Source organism: Pseudomonas entomophila (genome assembly GCF_018417595.1).
GTDB classification, from domain to species: Bacteria; Pseudomonadota; Gammaproteobacteria; order Pseudomonadales; family Pseudomonadaceae; genus Aquipseudomonas; species Aquipseudomonas entomophila_C.
The window spans coordinates 4,750,889-4,769,679 of the sequence record NZ_CP070982.1 but is presented as its reverse complement, the minus strand read 5'-3'; the positions used below and the strand labels follow the sequence as shown (position 1 = coordinate 4,769,679).

Below are 18,791 nucleotides of genomic sequence, written 5' to 3'. Positions count from 1 at the left end.
GATTTTTCTGACCCCGAAGTCCGGTTCCACCGCCCGGCAGCATTGGGCTAGAGCGGGTGCCGAAAGCCTGAGAATTAGGCTAGAATGCACGGCCTCTAAGCACACCCCTTTCTGAGGCTGTCCCGACGATGTTGATCCTGCGCGGCGCTCCTGCCCTTTCTGCCTTTCGCCACGGTAAATTACTCGAGCAACTGAGCCAGAAAGTCCCCGCTGTTACTGGTTTGTATGCCGAATTCGCCCACTTTGCCGACGTTGACGGCGAGCTGACCGCCGACCAGCAGCAGGTGCTGGGCCGTCTGCTCAAGTACGGGCCGAGCGTGCCGGTGCAGGAGCCGACCGGCCGCCTGTTCCTGGTGGTGCCGCGCCTGGGCACCATCTCGCCCTGGGCGAGCAAGGCCAGCGACATCGCCCACAACTGCGGCCTGCAGTCGATCCAGCGCCTGGAGCGCGGCATCGCCTACTACGTTGCCGGCAACCTCAGTGAAACCGACGCTCAAGCCATCGCCACCGAGCTGCACGACCGCATGACCCAGCGCGTGCTGGGCAAGCTGGAAGATGCCGCCGACCTGTTCAGCCACGCCCAGCCAAAACCGATGACCTCGGTGGACATCCTGGCCGGTGGCCGCGCGGCCCTGGCGCAAGCCAACATCGACCTGGGCCTGGCCCTGGCCGAAGACGAGATCGACTATCTCGTCAACGCCTTCCAGGGCCTCAAGCGCAACCCGAACGACATCGAGCTGATGATGTTCGCCCAGGCCAACTCCGAGCACTGCCGCCACAAGATCTTCAACGCCAGCTGGGATATCGACGGCCAGGCGCAGGAGAAGAGCCTGTTCGGCATGATCAAGAACACCTACCAGATGCACAGCGAAGGCGTGCTGTCCGCGTACAAGGACAACGCCTCGGTCATCGTCGGTAGCGTCGCCGGCCGCTTCTTCCCGAACCCTGAGACCCGTCAGTACGGCGCGGTGCAGGAGCCGGTGCACATCCTGATGAAGGTCGAGACGCACAACCACCCGACCGCCATCGCCCCGTTCTCCGGCGCCTCCACCGGCTCCGGCGGCGAGATCCGCGACGAAGGCGCCACCGGGCGTGGCGCCAAGCCAAAAGCCGGCCTGACTGGCTTCACCGTCTCGAACCTGCGTATCCCAGGCTTCGAGCAGCCTTGGGAGAAGCCGTACGGCAAGCCCGAGCGTATCGTCGACGCCCTCGACATCATGATCGAAGGCCCGCTGGGCGGCGCCGCGTTCAACAACGAATTCGGCCGCCCGGCCCTGACCGGTTACTTCCGCACCTTCGAGCAGGGCATCAACACCCCGCACGGTGAAGAAGTCCGCGGTTACCACAAACCAATCATGCTCGCCGGTGGCATGGGCAACATCCGTGAAGACCATGTACAGAAAGGCGAGATCACCGTCGGCGCCAAGCTGATCGTGCTCGGCGGCCCGGCCATGCTGATCGGCCTGGGCGGCGGCGCCGCCTCGTCGGTGGCCACCGGCGCCAGCTCCGCCGACCTGGACTTCGCCTCGGTACAGCGCGAGAACCCGGAAATGGAACGCCGCTGCCAGGAGGTCATCGACCGTTGCTGGCAGTTGGGTGACAAGAACCCGATCGCCTTCATCCACGACGTCGGTGCCGGCGGTATCTCCAACGCCTTCCCGGAGCTGGTCAATGACGGTGGCCGTGGCGGTCGCTTCGAACTGCGCAACGTGCCCAACGACGAGCCGGGCATGGCCCCCCACGAGATCTGGAGCAACGAATCCCAGGAGCGCTACGTGCTGGCGGTCAGCTCTGAAGACTTCGAGCGTTTCCAGGCCATCTGCGAGCGCGAGCGCTGCCCGTTCGCGGTCGTGGGCGAGGCCACCGAAGAGAAGCACCTGACCGTCACCGACAGCCACTTCGACAACACCCCGGTGGACATGCCGCTGGACGTGCTGTTGGGCAAGCCGCCGCGCATGCACCGTTCGGTCACCCGCGAAGCGGAGCTGGGCGATGAATTCGACCCAAGCACCCTGGAGCTCAAGGACTCGGTCGAGCGCGTCCTGCGCCACCCGGCCGTGGCCAGCAAGAGCTTCCTGATCACCATCGGCGACCGCACAATCACCGGCCTCGTGGCCCGCGACCAGATGGTCGGCCCGTGGCAGGTACCGGTGGCCGACTGCGCCGTCACCGCCACCAGCTTCGACGTCTACACCGGCGAGGCCATGGCCATGGGCGAGCGCACGCCGCTGGCCCTGCTCGACGCGCCGGCCTCCGGCCGCATGGCGATCGGCGAAACCTTGACCAACCTGGCCGCCTCGCGCATCGACAAGCTGTCCGACATCAAGCTGTCGGCCAACTGGATGTCCGCCGCCGGTCACCCGGGTGAAGATGCCCGCCTGTACGACACCGTCAAGGCCGTCGGCATGGAACTGTGCCCTGAGCTGGGCATCACCATCCCGGTCGGCAAAGACTCGATGTCGATGAAAACCAAGTGGAGCGAAGCGGGCGTCGAGAAGAGCGTCACCTCGCCGATGTCGCTGATCATCACCGGCTTCGCCCCGGTCACCGACATCCGCAAGACCCTGACCCCGCAACTGCGCATGGACAAGGGCGAAACCGACCTGATCCTGATCGACCTGGGCCGCGGCCAGAACCGCATGGGCGCCTCGATCCTCGCCCAGACCCACGGCAAGCTGGCAACAAAGGCGCCGGACGTCGACGATGCCGAAGACCTCAAGGCCTTCTTCGCCGTGATCCAGGGGCTGAACGCCGACGGCCACCTGCTGGCCTACCACGACCGTTCCGACGGCGGCCTGATGACCACCGTGCTGGAAATGGCCTTTGCCGGCCACTGCGGCCTGGAGCTGGAACTGAACACCCTGACCAGCAAGCGCGAAAAGATTGCCGCCATCCTCTTCAACGAAGAGCTGGGTGCGGTGATCCAGGTGCGCCAGGACTCCACCCCGGACGTACTGGCGCAGTTCAGCGCCGCGGGCCTGGGCGAGGATTGCGTCGCGGTGATCGGCCAACCGATCAACAACGGTGAAGTCCTGGTCAAGTTCGAAGGCGAAGAACTGTTCAAGGGCGAGCGTCGCCTGCTGCAGCGCCAGTGGGCCGAGACCAGTTACCAGGTCCAGCGCCTGCGCGACAACGCCGACTGCGCCGACCAGGAATTCGACGCGCTGCTGGAAGAAGACAACCCAGGCCTGTCGGTCAAGCTCGGCTACGACGTCAACGACGACATCGCCGCGCCGTACATCAAGAAAGGTGTGCGCCCGCAAGTGGCGATCCTGCGCGAGCAGGGCGTCAATGGCCAGGTCGAGATGGCTGCCGCCTTCGACCGCGCAGGCTTCGCTGCGGTCGATGTGCACATGAGCGATATCCTGTCTGGCCGTGTCGACTTCGAAGCGTTCAAGGGCCTGGTGGCCTGCGGCGGCTTCTCCTACGGCGACGTGCTGGGTGCCGGCGAAGGCTGGGCCAAGTCGGCGCTGTTCAACGCCCGTGCCCGCGACACTTTCCAGGCCTTCTTCGAGCGTACCGACAGCTTCGCCCTGGGCGTGTGCAACGGTTGCCAGATGATGTCCAACCTGCATGAGCTGATCCCGGGCACCGAGTACTGGCCGCACTTCGTGCGCAACCGCTCGGAGCAGTTCGAGGCGCGCGTGGCCATGGTCGAGGTGCAGAAGTCCAACTCGATCTTCCTGCAGGGCATGGCCGGTTCGCGCATGCCGATCGCCATCGCCCACGGCGAAGGCCATGCCGAGTTCGCCAGCGAGGAAGCGTTGCTGCAAGCCGACCTGTCCGGCTGCGTCGCACTGCGTTACGTCGACAACCATGGCAAGGTCACCGAGGCGTATCCAGCCAACCCGAACGGCTCGCCGCGCGGGATCACCGGCCTCACCAGCCGCGACGGCCGCGTGACCATCATGATGCCGCACCCGGAGCGTATGTTCCGTGCCGTGCAGAACTCCTGGCGCCCGGATGAGTGGCAGGAAGACGCGGCCCTGATGCGCATGTTCCGTAACGCGCGCGTCTGGGTTAACTAAAGGTGTACAAGCTCGCCTTCTTCGTTCCCGACAGTCATGTCGAGGTGGTCAAGGCCGCAGTGTTCGCCGCTGGCGGTGGGCGTATCGGCGACTATGACCACTGCGCCTGGCAAGTACTCGGCCAGGGCCAGTTCCGCCCATTGGACGGCAGCCAGCCGTACATTGGGCAGGCTGGTCAGGTCGAGGTGGTCGAGGAGTGGAAGGTGGAGCTGGTGGTGGCGGACGACTTGATCGCTCAGGTCGTTGCCGCGCTCAAGCGGAGTCATCCGTACCAGACGCCGGCTTACGAAGTCTGGCGGTTGCTGGATTTCTGAGCGCGTTCTGTTACCCGGTGAGCACTCGACAGGGTGGGCGTAAGCCCACCCTGTCGCTTTTCAGCACCCTGCCGTCAGGTCGTGTGCATCGCGTTCACATCCAATGCCCTGAGTTTTTCGAAGAGGGTATCGATGTGCGTTTCGTAGATTTCTTTCAAGCTGTCGAAGGCACTGGCCGCCTCAATCTTGTCTTCATGCTGTTCCAGCCACTCGGTCACAAGGCTGTCCTGCCAGCTTGAATCATAGGGGTGGCAGATGAAAGCACTGGCCTGCTCCACCGGCGGGTAATCGACCTCGCCGTTCCAGAACCTGAACATTTCTGCGCCAACCTGCTTGACGGCATGACGCGCCATCTCGATCGCCAGGTCGTAGAACGGATGTGAGTCGTGATCCTTGGACAATTGGGAGTGAGTGGCGTCGACGCTTGCATCGGTGTTGGGATTCATGCCCGACCTCGTCTGTTCCTCGCCGACCCGGTCCCCCAGCCACTGGAATATATCCTGGAAGAGCTCGCGGCCGTAATAGCGAACCAGGTTCAGCGGCAGCAGCAAGGCCCAGGTTGCGCGCCGGACGAACCGGAACAGAGGGTTTTCGGCATATCGGTCGCGCAATGCCAAGAGCTTCTCGAAGGCTTTGAGCCAGGTCGGGTTTTCCAGTTCGCCGAGCAGAATCAGCAGAATTTGCTCGGAGGTACTGCGGTAGCCAGGGGTGATCTCCCTGAAGGCAGGGTATTTATCGGGGAACAGCACCTTGCCCAGCGGCTCGGCCAGGCTGCCGAGAATGTCTGTTCCGGAGAACAGGCCGGTGACCACCGGCAGGCCATGTTTGCATTCGACTTCCGTCGTCCAGGGCAGCACCTGGGTGCGCCCCAGCTTGTGCAGGCTCAACTCCACGAAGTTGGAGTGCGCAAAGTAGTCTTCGAGCACATGCAGCGCTTCACCGAAGGCGCGCATGCCGATGGCGGTCTTGCCTTCCCTGGCGGCTTCCCAGATCTTCGAGTTCATGTGGAGCACCGGCTTGTCGATGTACACCTTCATCGAAGTCGTGGGGTAAACCTGCGTCGGCTCCGTGCCTGGTAGCACCGACATCTCGAAGTCTGGATCGATTTCTGTCGGGTCGACAGGTGACTCATCGTGGTTGGTCGGGTTGTCGATGTGCTCGGAGGCTTTATAGACACCGAGGATTTCAGGTGATACCTGGAAGTCGCCCTGTTCTTCACCGTCTTCGTGTTGATTACGGAATTCCTTGGCCGCCAGGATATCGACGATGGCGGTGAGCGCGCGCCGGGAAACCTGGTTCGGGAAATTCCTCGGCGCATCTTCGGCCCTGACCAACTTGGGGTCGACCAGCTGCGAATGATCGCGCAGCCAGTTGCCGAAATAGATGGACTTGATTTCCGTTTCGTCGAAGCCGACCTCTTCGAGAACGCGTTCGATCGTCTCGTGGCCGCCTTCGCCTGCGCCGAAGCGTGGCTCAATGGTGAGAGGGGTTTCGGGAAGAATTTCCTCGAGCTCTGGCGTATCGCTCAGGTCCAGGGCCAGCGGCGCAGACAGATCCTCGCGGGTGTAGTGGGCGAATACCATGCCGTCTGTTGGGGAGCTGTCCAGGAATGCCATCAGGCTCGCATATTTCGAGCCGGCTTCCTTGGCATCCTCAGGATCCACTTCGGGAGAGTCGGTTTCACCTGCGGCGAAGCGCTTCGCGTGAATCTGATCCGCCAGGTATTGACCGAATCCTCCGATCAACGCCAGTAGCAGTCCAGGGGAAGTGTTCGGCTCGTTCAGGGCCTGCTCGATGACGTCGCGGTTGACCAGCAAGGTGTCTTGCTCGTTGTCGTAACGGGCGGTGCGAAATGCCTCGTCGCGCTCGACCACTGCGTGGGCGGGCCCTTCGAGCATGCCGTCACGCAGTGCCTGCCAGATGTCCAGATAGATCGAATCGGATACGTCGACGCCAAAGATGGGTTTGAACAGGAGCGTGAACTGATGTTCGTCCATGTCGTTGGCGATATGGGTGAGTTGTTCCAGGGCGAACGTGCTTTCCAGCACGGAGGGTATTTCCATGTCGTTCATGGGGCGTCCCTTGTCAATGAATGGGACGCTCAGGTTGAGCATCTGAAGGCGGTAAACAAATATGGAACCAGTGCCCTACCGTCGTATAGGGCCGATGTTTTGCTGGGCGTCGAATGTACGGGGGCCAAGTGCTGAGTTTTCTTACACTGGAGCGGGAGGGCAGAGGCTGCCGGGTCGAGTACCTGACGAGCCGTCTGCCCTCATTCACGGATGTTGGTCAGCGCTGCAGGGCCAGGCTCAGGGCCTGCGCTTGTGGCCCCATCAGCAGATGCCAGACGCCGCCTGGCTGTGGGCTGATGCCTTGGCAACCCAGTGCCATGAGGCGTTCACGTTGCACCCTGGTGTTATCCTTGAGCTGCACCCTTACCCGGCTATGCGCCACGCACTCCACCTTGCCGAGGTTGTCGCGCCCACCCAATGCCTGCAGCCACGCATCCGTGGGTACATCCGGAGCAACGTCGGCACCTGCGCGCTCGATTGTGGTCACGGTCGCCCGGGCATGAGGCAGTTCGCCGCGAATCTCATCCGCCACTGCGTCGGCCATCGGTCCCACCACCACTTGCAGGCTGCCGCCGCTGCCAGGGCGGACCACGGCCATGGCGCCGAGCGTTTTCAGCGCCTGGTCGTTTGCCAGGTTGCGATCGACCAGCACCAGGCGCAGGCGGGTGGTGCAGGCATCCACCCCCTTCAGGTTGGCGGCACCACCGAGGGCGTCAATGAAGCGTCGGGCGCGAGAACCTTCGATATCGGCCGCGCTTTCAGTGGCGGGCTGCTCTTCGCGACCGGGTGTCTTCAGGTCGAAACGGCGAATGCAGAAGTCGAACACGAAGTAGTAGACGAATCCGTACAGCAAGCCTACGGGGAACACCAGCCAGCCATGGGTGGAGCGCCCCCAGCCCAGGGCCATGTCGATGGCGCCACCGGAGAAGGTGAAGCCCAGGCGGATCCCCAACAGGTCGCAGATCGCCATCGACAGCCCCGTCAGCAGTGCATGGATCACGTACAGCAGGGGTGCCAGAAACATGAAGGCGAATTCGATGGGTTCGGTTACGCCAGTCAGGGCTGAAGTGAGTGCCATCGACAACAGCACGCCGCCGATCAGCTTGCGTCGGTCGGGCAGGGCATGGCGGTACATGGCCAGGCAGGCGGCGGGCAGGCCGAAGATCATCATCGGGAACATGCCAGCCATGAACTGGCCTGCGTTGGGGTCGCCGGCGAAGTAGCGCGCCAGGTCGCCGGTCACTGCCGGGCCGGTCACGCCCTGGAAACTGCCGAAGACGAACCACACCAGGTTGTTGAGGATGTGGTGCAGGCCGGTGATGATCAGCAGCCGGTTGAGCACGCCGAAGAAGAATGCGCCGATACTGCCGCTTTCCAGCATCAGCTGGCCGAGGCCGTTGATACCGTTCTGGATCGGCGGCCAGATCAACCCGAACAGCAGCCCCAGGGCCACCGCCGACAGGCCGGTGGCGATCGGCACGAAACGCCGGCCGCCGAAGAACGCCAGGTAGTCCGGCAGCTGGATATCCTTGAAGCGGTTGTACAGACCGCCACCGAGCAAGCCGCAGAGGATGCCGGCGAGCATGCCCATGTCGATCTTCGGGTCGATCACCTTCAGCGTCGCCACCAGCACCAGGTAGCCGATGGCGCCGGCCAGGCCGGCGGTGCCGTTGTTGTCGCGAGCAAAGCCCACGGCGATGCCGACGGCGAAGATCAGCGCCAGGTTGGCGAAGATCGCCTGGCCGGCGTCGTGCACCAGGGCGATGTCGAGCAGGTCGGTGTCGCCCAGGCGCAGCAACAGGCCGGCAATGGGCAGGATGGCGATGGGCAGCATCAAGGCGCGGCCGAGCCGTTGCAGGCCCTGTATGAAATGCTGGTACATGGTGCGCTCCGATTATTGTTGTAGGGCCACGGGGGCCGTGTGTTGGGCCTGGGGCCGGGCGCTGAAGTCCCGGCAGGCCTGGCGTACCGCGCCGGCACTGGAGAGGGCCAGCAGGCCCTGGCTGAAACGACGGCATTCATTGGCGTCGAGCTGGCGGACGATGGCCTTGATTTCGCCGATCTGTGGCGCGCTGACCGACAGCTCGGCCACGCCCAACCCCACCAGCACGGGCGTGGCCAGCGGGTCGGAGGCCAATGCGCCGCACACGCCCACCCAGCGACCGTGTTTGGCCGCGCCCTGGCAAGTGAGCTCGATCAGGCGCAGCAGCGCCGGGTGCAGGGCGTCGACACGGGCTGCCAGGCCGGCATGGTCACGGTCCATGGCCAGGGTGTATTGCGACAGGTCGTTGGTGCCGATGGAGAAGAAGTCGGCGTGCTCGGCCAGGCGCTCGGCCAGCAGGGCCGCGGCCGGCACTTCGATCATCACCCCCAGTTCGGCGCGCTCGGTCACGCCCAGTTCGGTGGCAAGCCGGTCGAGGCGTTGGCGGATGGCGACCAGTTCGTCGACCTCGGTGACCATGGGCAGCATGATCCGGCAGCGGCGTTGCGGGCTCACCTGGAGCAGGGCCCGCAGTTGCTCGTCGAGCAGTTCCGGGCGCACCTGGCCGAGGCGGATACCGCGCAGGCCGAGCACCGGGTTGGCCTCGACCGGCAGCGGCAGGTAGTCGAGCTGCTTGTCGCCGCCCACGTCGATGGTGCGGATGATCACCGGGCGCTCGGCCATGGCATCGAGCACGGCTTGATAAGCGCTGTGCTGTTCGGTCTGGTCGGGGGCGGTGTGGCGGTCGACGAACAGGAACTCGCTGCGCAGCAGGCCGATGCCGTCGGCGCCCAGGGCCAGGGCCTGGGCAGCTTCGTCGGCGCTGGCGACGTTGGCGGCCACTTCGATCAGGCGGCCGTCACGGGTGCGCGCGCTTTCATGGGCGGCGGCCTGCTGGCGCTGGCGCTGTTCGTGGCGCTGCTGGCAACGCTGGCGCACTTCGGCCAGGCGTGAAGCGTCGGCGCGGGTTTCCAGGCGGCCGTTGTCGGCATCGAGTACCAGGGGGGTGCCGGGTGCCAGCTCCAGCAGCGTTTCGCCGAGCGCGACCAGGCATGGCAGGCCGCGGGCGCGGGCCAGGATGGCGACGTGGGAGGTGGCGCCACCGGCGGCCATGCACAGGCCGGCGACATCGTGGCGGGCCAGTAGCAGCAGATCCGATGGGGTGAGCTCATGGGCGACGACGATGGCCGACGGGGGTAGACGCAGCTCGCGGGTTTCCCCGAGCAGGGCGCGCAGCACGCGTTGCTGCAGGTCGTGCAGGTCGTTGGCGCGCTCGGCCAGCAGCGGGTTGCCGAGGCTGCGCAGGACCTGGCACTGGGCATCGATGGCGCGGCTCCAGGCATGGCTGGCGGCCACGCCTTCGTCGATGTACTGACGCGTGGCGTCGAGCAGGGCCGGGTCGTCGAGCAGGGCCAGGTGTGCCTCGAGAATCGCGGCGGCGTCTTCCTGGCCACGGGGCAGGTGGCGCCAGTCGCGGTCGATGGCGGTGCGCACCTCGGCCAGCGCGTCGTTCAGGGCCTGGTGTTGTTCGTCGGGGACATTATTGCCGCTGTCGGGCGGCAGGCTGATGCCATCCAGGCGTGCCAGCGGGCCGAGGGCCAGGCCAGGTGAGGCGCTGACGCCTGCCAGCATGCCGGGCTGCGTACTGGTCGGTGCGTGGGCCACCACTGGCGCGGGTGCGTGCCGCTCACCAACCGTGGGCGTGCACAGTGCCTGGAGCACGGCCTGCAAGGCGGCTTCGGCATCCGGGCCCGTGCTGCGGACTTCGACCTCGTCGCCTTCACCGACCCCCAGCCCCATGACGGCGACCAGGCTGTCGAGGGCGGCATGGCGGTCCTGGAAGTGCAGTTCCACGCGGCTCTGGTAACCCTGGGCGGTCTGGCGCAGCAACGCCGCAGGGCGCGCATGCAGGCCGCCCTGGTGGGCCACCTTGGCACGGCCGTTGGCCTGTTCGCTGGCGGCTGCGGTATCGAGTATCACCCGCTGGGTCTTGCTGCTGATCGTCAGCAGTGGCGCGCCCAGTTCGCTGCAGCGGGCGTCCAGCGTTTCCAGGGTGAAGTCCTGGCCGTTGCCGACCAGCATCACGGTGACCAGGCTGGTGCAGTGCTGGGCCACCAGGTCCAGGTCGAAGCGGATCAGCGGCTGGCCCTGTTCGACCCGTGCGCCGAGCGCGACCTGGGGCTCGAAGCCGCGCCCCAGCAGTTGCACGGTGTCCACGCCGATGTGCAGGAGAATTTCCGCGCCATTGGCCGCACGCAGGGTCAGGGCGTGACCGGTGCGCGCCAGGTGCACCACTTCACCCGCGCAGGGCGCGTGCAGGCAATCGTTGAGCGGGTCGATGGCGACGCCGGCGCCGAGGGTGCCACTGGCGAACACCGGGTCGGGGACCTGCTCCAGGGCCACCTGCGGGCCGGCAAGCGGGGCATGGAGGGTGATCTTGTTATTGTTGGACATGCGCGGATCCTCGCGGCGTCATTGCGTACACGTCACTTTGCTCAGGTGGCGTGGCTGGTCGGGGTCCAGGCCACGGGCTTCGGCAAGCCCGGCGGCCATGATGTAGAAGCTCTGGATCGCCAGCAGCGGGTCGAGCGCGGGGTGCTCGGCGCAGGCCAGGGTCAGGTCGCGGTCGGCGATATCCGCAGGCGCTGCCAGCAATACCTGTGCGCCGCGCTGGCGCATGTCGGCGGCCAGCTGCAGCAGCCCGGCCTGCTCGACACCCCGGGGGGCGAACACCAGCAGCGGGTAGTGCGCGTCGATCAAGGCCATTGGCCCGTGGCGCACCTCGGCGCTGCTGAAGGCTTCGGCCTGGATCACCGAGGTTTCCTTGAACTTGAGCGCGGCCTCCTGGGCGATGGCGAAGCCGGCGCCACGGCCGATCACCATCAGCCGCTCGCTGCCTTGCAGGCCGTCGATGGCCGCGCTCCAGTCCAGGTTCGCAGCCTCGCGCAGTTGCCCGGGCAGGGCTTGGCAGGCTTGCAGCAGGGCCTGGTCTTTACCCCAGTGGGCGACCAGTTGCGCGCTGGCGCTCAGGGTGGCGACGAAGCTCTTGGTCGCTGCGACCGACAGTTCCGGCCCCGCGCCCAGCGGCAAGTGGTGCTGGCAGGCATGCTCCAGCGGCGAGCCTCCGGCATTGACCAGCGACACCGTGGTTGCCCCGTGCTGGCCCAGGCGACGCAGGCTCTCGACCAGGTCCGGGCTCTGCCCCGATTGCGAGAAGCCCAATGCCACCTGGCCGCGCACGCGCAGCGGGGCCTGCTGCAAGGTGACCACCGACATTGGCAGCGAAGCCACCGGCAACCCCAGCTGTTGCATGGCGATGTAGGCGAAGTAGCTGGCGGCATGGTCGGAGCTGCCCCGGGCCACGGTCAGCGCCACTTGTGGGTCGAGCCGGCGCAGGTGTTCGGTCAACGCGGCCAGGCGCGGGGCCAGCGCGCCCAGCTGTCGCTCCACGACATCGGCGCCGGCGCGCGCCTCTTCGAGCATCCTTGAACTCATGCTGGTTCTCCTTCGGTCATCACGGCGGTCAGGTTCAGTTGGCGGTCGAGCAGCACCGCGTCGGCCCAGGCGCCTGGTTGCAGGCGGCCACGGTCGGTGATGCCGAGGTAGTCGGCGGGGAAGCGCGACAGGCGGTCGGATGCCTCGGCCAGGGGCAGGCCGATCTTCACCAGGTTGCGCAGGGCCTGGTCCATGGTCAGGGTGCTGCCGGCCAGGGTGCCGTCGGGCAGGCGCACGCCACCCAGGCACTTGGTCACGGTGTGGCTGCCCAGGCGGTATTCGCCATCGGGCATGCCGGCGGCGGCGGTGGAGTCGGTCACGCAGTACAGGCACGGGATCGCGCGCAGGGCCACTTTCATGGCGCCGGGGTGCACGTGCAGCAGGTCGGGGATCAGCTCGGCGTAGCGGGCGTGGGCCAGGGCCGCGCCGACGATGCCCGGCTCGCGGTGGTGCAGCGGGCTCATGGCGTTGTACAGATGAGTGAAGCTGGTGGCCCCGGCCTCCAGCGCGGCGACGCCTTCCTCGTAGCTGCCCAGGGTGTGACCGAGTTGCAGGCGGATGCCGCGTGCGCTCAGGGCCTGGATCAGTGGCAGGTGGCCGGCGATCTCGGGGGCGATGGTGATGACCTTGATCGGCGCCAGCGCCAGGTAGTGTTCGACCTCGTCGAGCAGGGCCTGGTGGGCGAAGTTCGGTTGCGCGCCAAGCTTGCCCGGGTTGATGTACGGGCCTTCCAGGTGCACGCCGAGGATGCGCGCGCCGTGGCGTGGCTGGCGCAGGTGCTCGCCCAGCTGGGCCAGTACTTTGGTCAGTTCTTCGCGGGGCGCGGTCATGGTGGTGGCCAGCAGCGAGGTGGTACCGAAGCGCTGGTGGGTGCGGGCGATGGTGGCGAACGCCTCGCCACCCTGCATGATGTCGCTGCCGCCACCGCCGTGCACGTGCAGGTCGATGAAACCGGGCAGCAGGTAGGGCAGGTCGTTGTCCTGCGGATCGCACGGGGTGCCTTCGATGGCCTGGATGCGGCCGTCGCGAAGGTGCAGGTGGCCGCGCACCCAGCCGTCGGGGGTGAGGATGTTGGCAATGTCCATGGAGGCTCCGGTCAGCGCCGCAGTTCAGCGACGAAGTCGTAGTAGTCGTTGCGGCAGTAGGTGTCGGTCAGCTCGATGGGGGTGTTGTCGTCGAGGTAGCCGATACGGGTCATCAGCAGCATGGCGGTGCCCGGCGCGATGCCGACCTGGGCGGCCAGTTCGTCGCTGGCGTTGATCGCGCGGATGTGCTGCAGCGCCCGGACCACCGGGCGGCCGAGTTGGTCGAGGTGTTGGTAGAGCGAGTCGCCGATGGCCTGGGGGTCGCCCAGCAGGCGGGCGGGCAGGGTGCTGACCTCCACCGCCATGACGATGTCGTCGGCCTTGCGCAGGCGCTTGAGGCGGGCGACTTGGTCGGTGGGTGACAGGCTCAGGCGGATCAGTTCGTCGCTGCTTGGGCTGCCGATGCTACGTTCAAGCCATTGGGAGCTGGGCGCGAAGCCTTTCATGCGCAGCATTTCGCTGAAGCTCGACAGGCGCGAGAGCGGCTGTTCCAGGCGTGGGGTGATGAAGGTGCCGGAGCCCTGGATGCGGCGGATCAGGCCTTGCTCGAGCAGTACTTCGAGGGCCTTGCGCGCGGTGACGCGGGAGATGTCGAGGGTTTCGCTCAGGGTGCGCTCGGAGGGCAGGGCCTGGTCGGCGCTCCACTGGCCGGCGTGGATGGCCTGTTCGAGGTTGCGCGCCAGCTGCAGGTAGAGCGGGGTGGCGGCGCTGTCGTCGGGGCGCAGGGCGGTGAGAGGGCGCATGACGGAGGTGTCCGGTATTGTTGTGGAGTGAAAGTTAATACCACTTCAATACCAGGTCAATACCACTGGTCTGCTGGTGGAGGTCTGCGTAGAGGTGGCGTCCATGAGACCGAGCGCCGCGTGAGCGGCGCTCGGTCTCATAGGCGCAGAATTTCTAACGACGAACACCCCGCAGCCCCACATTCTTCTGTCAGACATTTCCGAACCTGAAACCAAATGCTTCAGCCTTGAATGCTTGGGAACTATCCTACGCACCTGTCGGAAGCCGCTGCGTTGTCGGGGAAATGCCCCAGGGATAACTTCACCGGGTCGCCATATTTGGTGACCGGGTGTGAGAACCCGCTCCACGAAGATCGCCGCTCTGCTATGGCAGCCGTGCGCGGGCAGGTTCGTCCTGACCGGTTTTCCTTCGTGGCCGGGTTCTCACTCCGCGCATGGCTGCCACCCAAATCATGTGAGAACGATCAAGTGGCGGTTCCTGTCACCCACGAAAGGAACTTCATGATGAAAAAAATCGTCCCCGACCCACCCCGCATCGCCCCCTTCATCACCATCCGCCCCACACTCACCCGCGAGGAGGCGATGGCCGCCGCCGTCGAGGTAGCCACCGCCATTTCCGACGTACTCGATGTCTATTTCAAGACCGAGCCCAGCGACTACCGCGACCGCCTGTTCACCGCCAGCGACTACCTCGGGCAACTCGCCTGCGCCTTGCTCGAACACAGGCCGGAGGTGCACCCATGACCAGGGGCCATACCGCAGGCCGCACCACCTGCATGGACCTGTTCAAGGTCGAACCGGGCGTTCCCTTCCAGGATGCCTTCAGCGAGTTGTCAGTATTGCTCGGCTGCATCCGCCACCTGACGTGCGAGGCCGAGATGGAAGGCGATCTGCTGGCCGGCAGTTCGGCGCGGATTCTGAGCGCCATGGCCAAGGCGTTGATCGATGACATGGAGTCAGCGGTTGAATCGTAGCCCTTGATTGCAACACCGACTTCTGTGGAGGCCGCTGTCTGGCCTTGCTGGTGATCGGGCCCGGCCATGCCGGGCATCGCCAGCAAGGCTGGCGCCTACCGATCCGGGTGCGAGGATTGCGGGGCCTGCTGGTTGCTCAATGGTGGCTGCTGCACCGCAGGATTGCCCTCGGCTTCACCGCCCATGGACTTGCGAAAGCCCTGGATCGCTTCGCCAACATCGCTGCCCAGCCCTTTGAGACGCTTGCTGCCGAACAGCAGAAAGGCGATCAACAGCACGATCACCAGTTGCCAGATTCCGATGCCACCCATGTAAGACCACTCCTGTCAGGTCGATGAAAAAACGAAAGCGCAATCCTGCCTTTCGCAGATGACGCGGGCGTGACGGTCGTGTTGCTGCCATCTGACTGAAACAACCACGGTGTTCACTGGCCCTCTCGGGAACCAACAGGGAAGCAAGGATGGCAGCCAGGCGACAACGGGGCGCGGCATTGCTGATGGTGCTGGTGGTGCTGGCGATGCTCGCCGGGGGGCTGGCGTGGCTGGTGGAGGATGGCCGGCGCCAGGTCGATGACGTGCGCCTGCTGCACCAGCGCGTGCAGGTGCGGGCCATGGAGCAGGCGGGGCTGGCCTACGCCTCGCAGGCCCTGCGCGATCCGGCCTGGCGCGCCAGCCCGTTGTTCTGGCAGGCGCTGCGCGGGCAGCCACTGGACTACGACTTTGGCACCGGCAAGGCGCAGTTGCGGGTGATCGACCAGCACACCTGCTTCAACGTCAACGCGTTGCTGGGCGAGGATGGCGAGCGTGCCGAGCGTCAGTTGCGTCACCTGTTGGGGGACGACATGGCTGCCGATCGCCTAATCGACGGTCTGGCGGACTGGCTCGACAGCGACAGCGACGCCCGCCTGCAAGGGGCTGAAAGCGCCCAGTACCTGCGCCAGCAGCCCCCACGACTGGCAGCCAACCAACCGATGGCCGACAGCAGCGAGCTGAACCTGCTGCTGGAGCACGATGCCAGCCGTCAGGCGCGCTACCCGATGCTCTGTGCGTTGCCGTTTACCACGGGCTGGCGGCTCAATGCCAATGCGCTGGGGCTTGAACACCTGCCCTTGCTGGAAGCGCTATACGAGGGGCGATTCTCGCGTTCGTTGCTCAGCCGCATCATCACCGGCCGACCTGCCGCCGGCTATGTGGATGCTGGCGCATTGCGCCAGGCACTGGGCGCGGTGGACGACGAGACGTTCGCCCGGCTGAGCGAGGGCCTGTTGCTCAACAGCGGGTATTTCCTGTTGCAGCTGTCGTTCGAGGAGCAAGGGCGCACGCTGCGCAGTCAGTTCCAGGTCGAGGCACTGGGCGTGGTGCAATGGCATGCGCGGGTGCCCGCGCAGCAGGTGCGGGTGCGAGGGCGCGAGCCTGCGGTTTCCCTGTAGGAGCGGCCATATCAGGTCGATGGGCATCAGCCGGCCTTTCAACACTGTAATGTCCGCCTCACCTTGGCGTTAGCTGCGCCTCGCTAGGATGGCCCTGTCGATACGGTTATCACGAGGCAAGCACGATGAACCTGACTAAATACCTGCTGCTGGCGACCCTCGCCCTGGGCAGCGCCAGTGTCTACGCCGAGGGTGGCGCGGAGCGCTCCAGGCAGTTCTGGGAAGCCTTCCGCCAGGACCAGCAACGCCTGTACGGCGACAAGCAAGAGGCGGTGGTGGAGCGTGAGCGCAAGGCCGAGGAGAAGGCCCGCGAGCTGGCCAAGGATTGAGTACCACACACCTGCGCCGCGTCAGCTCCTCGCCGCAGGTGGATTCGGGCGCCCAGATGGGCGCCTTTTTTATTTGCGCGCCAGCAGCGTGGCGCGGCGCGGTGCCGGCAGGCCTTCGACGGTCTTGCCGTGGTCGTTCGGGTCGAGGAAGTCGCCCAGCGACTGGTAGCGCATCCACTCGGTGCTGCGCTGCTCCTCGACCGAGGTGACGCTGACATCGACGCAGCGCACATCACTGAAACCGGCCCGGCGCAACCAGCGCTCCAGCGCCGGCACCGAGGGCAGGAACCAGACGTTGCGCATCTGCGCGTAACGGTCTTCCGGCACCAGCACCTGGTTCTCGTCGCCCTCGATCACCAGGGTCTCCAGCACCAGTTCGCCGCCCTTGACCAGGCAGTCCTTGAGCGCCAGCAAGTGTTCGATGGGCGAGCGACGGTGGTAGAACACGCCCATCGAAAACACGGTGTCGAAGCCTTCGAGGTTGGCCGGCAGGTCTTCCAGGGCGAACGGCAGGTGCCAGGCTGGCAGGTCGGGCAGGTACTGCTGCACCGCCTGGAACTGGCAGAAGAACAGCCAGTTGGGGTCGACGCCGATGACCATGTCGGCCCCGGCGCCGAGCATGCGCCATTGGTAGTAGCCGTTGCCGCAACCCACGTCGAGCACGCGTTTGCCCTTCAGGTCCAGGTGCGGGCCGACCCGTGACCATTTCCAGTCAGAGCGCCATTCGGTGTCCACATGCACGCCGAACAGGTCGAACGGCCCCTTGCGCCAAGGCGACAGGCCCATCAGCGCTTGATGCATCTGTGCGCGGGTGGCGTCGTCGCAGTCGCAGTCCAGGCGCAGGCCGTCGACGAGGTCGACTTGGCTTGGTGTCAGCTGTGGAAGCGACTCCAGGGCGCCGCGCCAGCGATCCAGATCGCCGTGGCCTTTCTCCAGCTTGGCTTCCAGTTGTGCCTGCAGGCCTTGGGACCAGGTGGCGAGGGGCGTGCCCGCCAGGCGGCGGACGAGAGGGGACAGATCGATCATGGCAGGGCTATCAGCGAGGCGAAGTTGAGGCATTGGAACCACGGCACGACCTTGCTGAAGCCGGCGGCGCGCAGGCGCTCCTTGTGGGTCTCCAGGGTGTCGGGTTTCATCACGTTCTCGATGGCACTGCGTTTCTGGGCGATTTCCAGTTCGCTGTAGCCATTGGCACGCTTGAAGTCCAGGTGCAGTTCGTTGAGCAGTTGCTGTTCCTGGTCGTCGGCGAAACGTAATTTTTCCGAAAGAATCAGCGCACCGCCCGGCAGCAAGGCCTGACGGATGCGGCCGAGCAGCGCCAGGCGTTGCTCGGGGGCGATGAACTGCAGGGTGAAGTTCATCGCCACCACCGAGGCAGGTTCGAGGGGCAGCGTGAGGATATCGGCTTCCAGCACCTGCACCGGTAGCAACTCCTGGAACATCGAGTCCTGGGCGGTGAGGTACTGGCGGCAGCGCTCGACCATGGCCGCAGAATTGTCCACCGCGATCACCCGGCAGCCGTCGCTGCGCACATGGCGGCGCAGCGACTGGCTGACCGCGCCCAGGGAGGCGCCCAGGTCGTATAGCGCGGAATGTGGCTGGGCGAAGCGCGCGGCCAGCACACCCAGGTTCTCGACGATGGTCGGGTAACCGGGCACCGAGCGCTTGATCATGTCCGGGAACACTTGCACCACGTCTTCGTTGAAGACGAAGTCGGGCACCTGCTCCAGGGGTTGGGCGAATAGGCGGTCGGGTTCTTTGCTCACGGTGGGTCCAGGCGGCTTGCAATCCAGAGGGGCGGCATTCTAGCCAAACCGTGGCGAGCTTGCATGCCTGGCTGACCGGCGCCGCGACCTCACTTGACCTTGATGGCGCAATCGAAGGTCTGCACCGGGGGGACTTCCGGGGCCCAGGGCTGCTGGTAGACCAGGATCAGGTGAGCCTCCCCGGGGGCCTTGGCCTGGAAACGCCAGGTGGAAAGGCCGCCACTGCCGACGACACCCGACGCTTCAGAGGCGTTGTATACCTCAGGACCGAGGCTGCGCAGGATGCCCGAGGCCGGGTTCTGCACCAGCCAGCGGTAGCCGGTGGTGGGGTTGCCGGGCAGGGTCAGGGTCATGCCTTGGCCGACCTGCAGGCGCTGGGGGCATTCGCTCTCGGCGTCCAGTTCGACGGTGCGTTGCGGGTGCTGGGCGCAGGCGGTGAGCAGCGCAAGGCCCAGGGGGACGAGCAGACGAAGGGTGGTCATGTTGGCTCCTGAGGCTGAAGTTGCCTGAGGATAACCGAAGAAGGTGGACGTTTGTGCGGGCTTGCTCGCCGGCAAGCCGGCGCCTAATGAGCA

16 protein-coding genes are annotated in these 18,791 nt (G+C 65.7%); 6 read left to right on the top strand and 10 right to left on the bottom strand.

Annotated elements, in window-relative coordinates; genetic code table 11:
• Nucleotides 1-128 precede the first annotated feature (128 nt).
• Together purL and JYG34_RS20835 are read left to right on the top strand one after the other, a co-directional pair.
• Entirely contained in the window at nucleotides 129-4,028 is a 3,900-nt protein-coding gene (gene purL / locus JYG34_RS20840; protein ID WP_213658140.1) for a phosphoribosylformylglycinamidine synthase, read from the top strand.
• 2 nt (nucleotides 4,029-4,030) lie between these two features.
• Entirely contained in the window at nucleotides 4,031-4,342 is a 312-nt protein-coding gene (locus JYG34_RS20835; RefSeq protein WP_213658139.1) for an NGG1p interacting factor NIF3, read from the top strand.
• A 74-nt stretch (nucleotides 4,343-4,416) separates the two neighbouring features.
• Here the strand turns inward: JYG34_RS20835 and JYG34_RS20830 are convergent, their stop codons facing one another.
• From JYG34_RS20830 to JYG34_RS20805, 6 genes are all read right to left on the bottom strand, one after another.
• Entirely contained in the window at nucleotides 4,417-6,414 is a 1,998-nt protein-coding gene (locus JYG34_RS20830; RefSeq protein ID WP_213658138.1) for an HET-C-related protein, read from the bottom strand.
• A gap of 217 nt (nucleotides 6,415-6,631) precedes the next feature.
• Entirely contained in the window at nucleotides 6,632-8,296 is a 1,665-nt protein-coding gene (nagE, locus tag JYG34_RS20825) for an N-acetylglucosamine-specific PTS transporter subunit IIBC (RefSeq protein WP_213658137.1), read from the bottom strand.
• Between the two features lie 12 nt (nucleotides 8,297-8,308).
• Complete coding sequence (ptsP, locus tag JYG34_RS20820) at nucleotides 8,309-10,849, bottom strand: phosphoenolpyruvate--protein phosphotransferase (protein WP_213658136.1); 2,541 nt, start codon at nucleotides 10,847-10,849, stop codon at nucleotides 8,309-8,311.
• An 18-nt stretch (nucleotides 10,850-10,867) separates the two neighbouring features.
• Nucleotides 10,868-11,890, bottom strand: a complete 1,023-nt coding sequence (locus tag JYG34_RS20815) for an SIS domain-containing protein (protein WP_249746187.1) — start codon at nucleotides 11,888-11,890, stop codon at nucleotides 10,868-10,870.
• Nucleotides 11,887-12,975 carry an N-acetylglucosamine-6-phosphate deacetylase gene (gene nagA / locus JYG34_RS20810; RefSeq protein WP_213658135.1) on the bottom strand — a complete coding sequence of 363 codons (1,089 nt, stop codon included), beginning with the start codon at nucleotides 12,973-12,975 and terminating at the stop codon, nucleotides 11,887-11,889. The genes JYG34_RS20815 and nagA overlap by 4 nt, the downstream gene beginning before the upstream one ends.
• A gap of 11 nt (nucleotides 12,976-12,986) precedes the next feature.
• Nucleotides 12,987-13,718, bottom strand: a complete 732-nt coding sequence (locus JYG34_RS20805) for a GntR family transcriptional regulator (RefSeq protein WP_213658134.1) — start codon at nucleotides 13,716-13,718, stop codon at nucleotides 12,987-12,989.
• 504 nt (nucleotides 13,719-14,222) lie between these two features.
• Between JYG34_RS20805 and JYG34_RS20800 the strand changes: the two genes are divergently transcribed.
• Together JYG34_RS20800 and JYG34_RS20795 are read left to right on the top strand one after the other, a co-directional pair.
• Nucleotides 14,223-14,462, top strand: a complete 240-nt coding sequence (locus tag JYG34_RS20800) for a hypothetical protein (protein WP_213658133.1) — start codon at nucleotides 14,223-14,225, stop codon at nucleotides 14,460-14,462.
• Entirely contained in the window at nucleotides 14,459-14,692 is a 234-nt protein-coding gene (locus JYG34_RS20795; protein WP_240065562.1) for a DUF3077 domain-containing protein, read from the top strand. The genes JYG34_RS20800 and JYG34_RS20795 overlap by 4 nt, the downstream gene beginning before the upstream one ends.
• A gap of 95 nt (nucleotides 14,693-14,787) precedes the next feature.
• On the opposite strand, the gene tatA is transcribed toward JYG34_RS20795, so the two are convergent.
• Nucleotides 14,788-15,003, bottom strand: coding sequence for a twin-arginine translocase TatA/TatE family subunit (gene tatA, locus JYG34_RS20790; protein WP_213658132.1), 216 nt, complete (start codon nucleotides 15,001-15,003; stop codon nucleotides 14,788-14,790).
• Nucleotides 15,004-15,152: 149 nt separating this feature from the next.
• Between tatA and gspK the strand changes: the two genes are divergently transcribed.
• Nucleotides 15,153-16,121 (top strand): type II secretion system minor pseudopilin GspK, encoded by a 969-nt coding sequence (gene gspK / locus JYG34_RS20785; RefSeq protein ID WP_213658131.1) that lies wholly within the window; start codon nucleotides 15,153-15,155, stop codon nucleotides 16,119-16,121.
• A gap of 125 nt (nucleotides 16,122-16,246) precedes the next feature.
• Entirely contained in the window at nucleotides 16,247-16,450 is a 204-nt protein-coding gene (locus JYG34_RS20780; protein ID WP_213658130.1) for a hypothetical protein, read from the top strand.
• Nucleotides 16,451-16,519: 69 nt separating this feature from the next.
• Here JYG34_RS20780 and cmoB read toward each other — a convergent pair whose 3' ends face one another.
• From cmoB to JYG34_RS20765, 3 genes are all read right to left on the bottom strand, one after another.
• A complete protein-coding gene (gene cmoB / locus JYG34_RS20775; RefSeq protein WP_213658129.1) occupies nucleotides 16,520-17,476 on the bottom strand; it encodes a tRNA 5-methoxyuridine(34)/uridine 5-oxyacetic acid(34) synthase CmoB in 957 nt (318 codons plus the stop codon).
• Nucleotides 17,473-18,216 carry a carboxy-S-adenosyl-L-methionine synthase CmoA gene (gene cmoA, locus JYG34_RS20770; protein ID WP_213658128.1) on the bottom strand — a complete coding sequence of 248 codons (744 nt, stop codon included), beginning with the start codon at nucleotides 18,214-18,216 and terminating at the stop codon, nucleotides 17,473-17,475. The genes cmoB and cmoA overlap by 4 nt, the downstream gene beginning before the upstream one ends.
• 89 nt (nucleotides 18,217-18,305) lie before the next feature.
• The gene (locus JYG34_RS20765; RefSeq protein ID WP_213658127.1) at nucleotides 18,306-18,698 is read right to left on the bottom strand and encodes a protease inhibitor I42 family protein; all 393 of its coding nucleotides are present in this window, start codon (nucleotides 18,696-18,698) and stop codon (nucleotides 18,306-18,308) included.
• Between the last annotated feature and the right edge of the window lie 93 nt (nucleotides 18,699-18,791).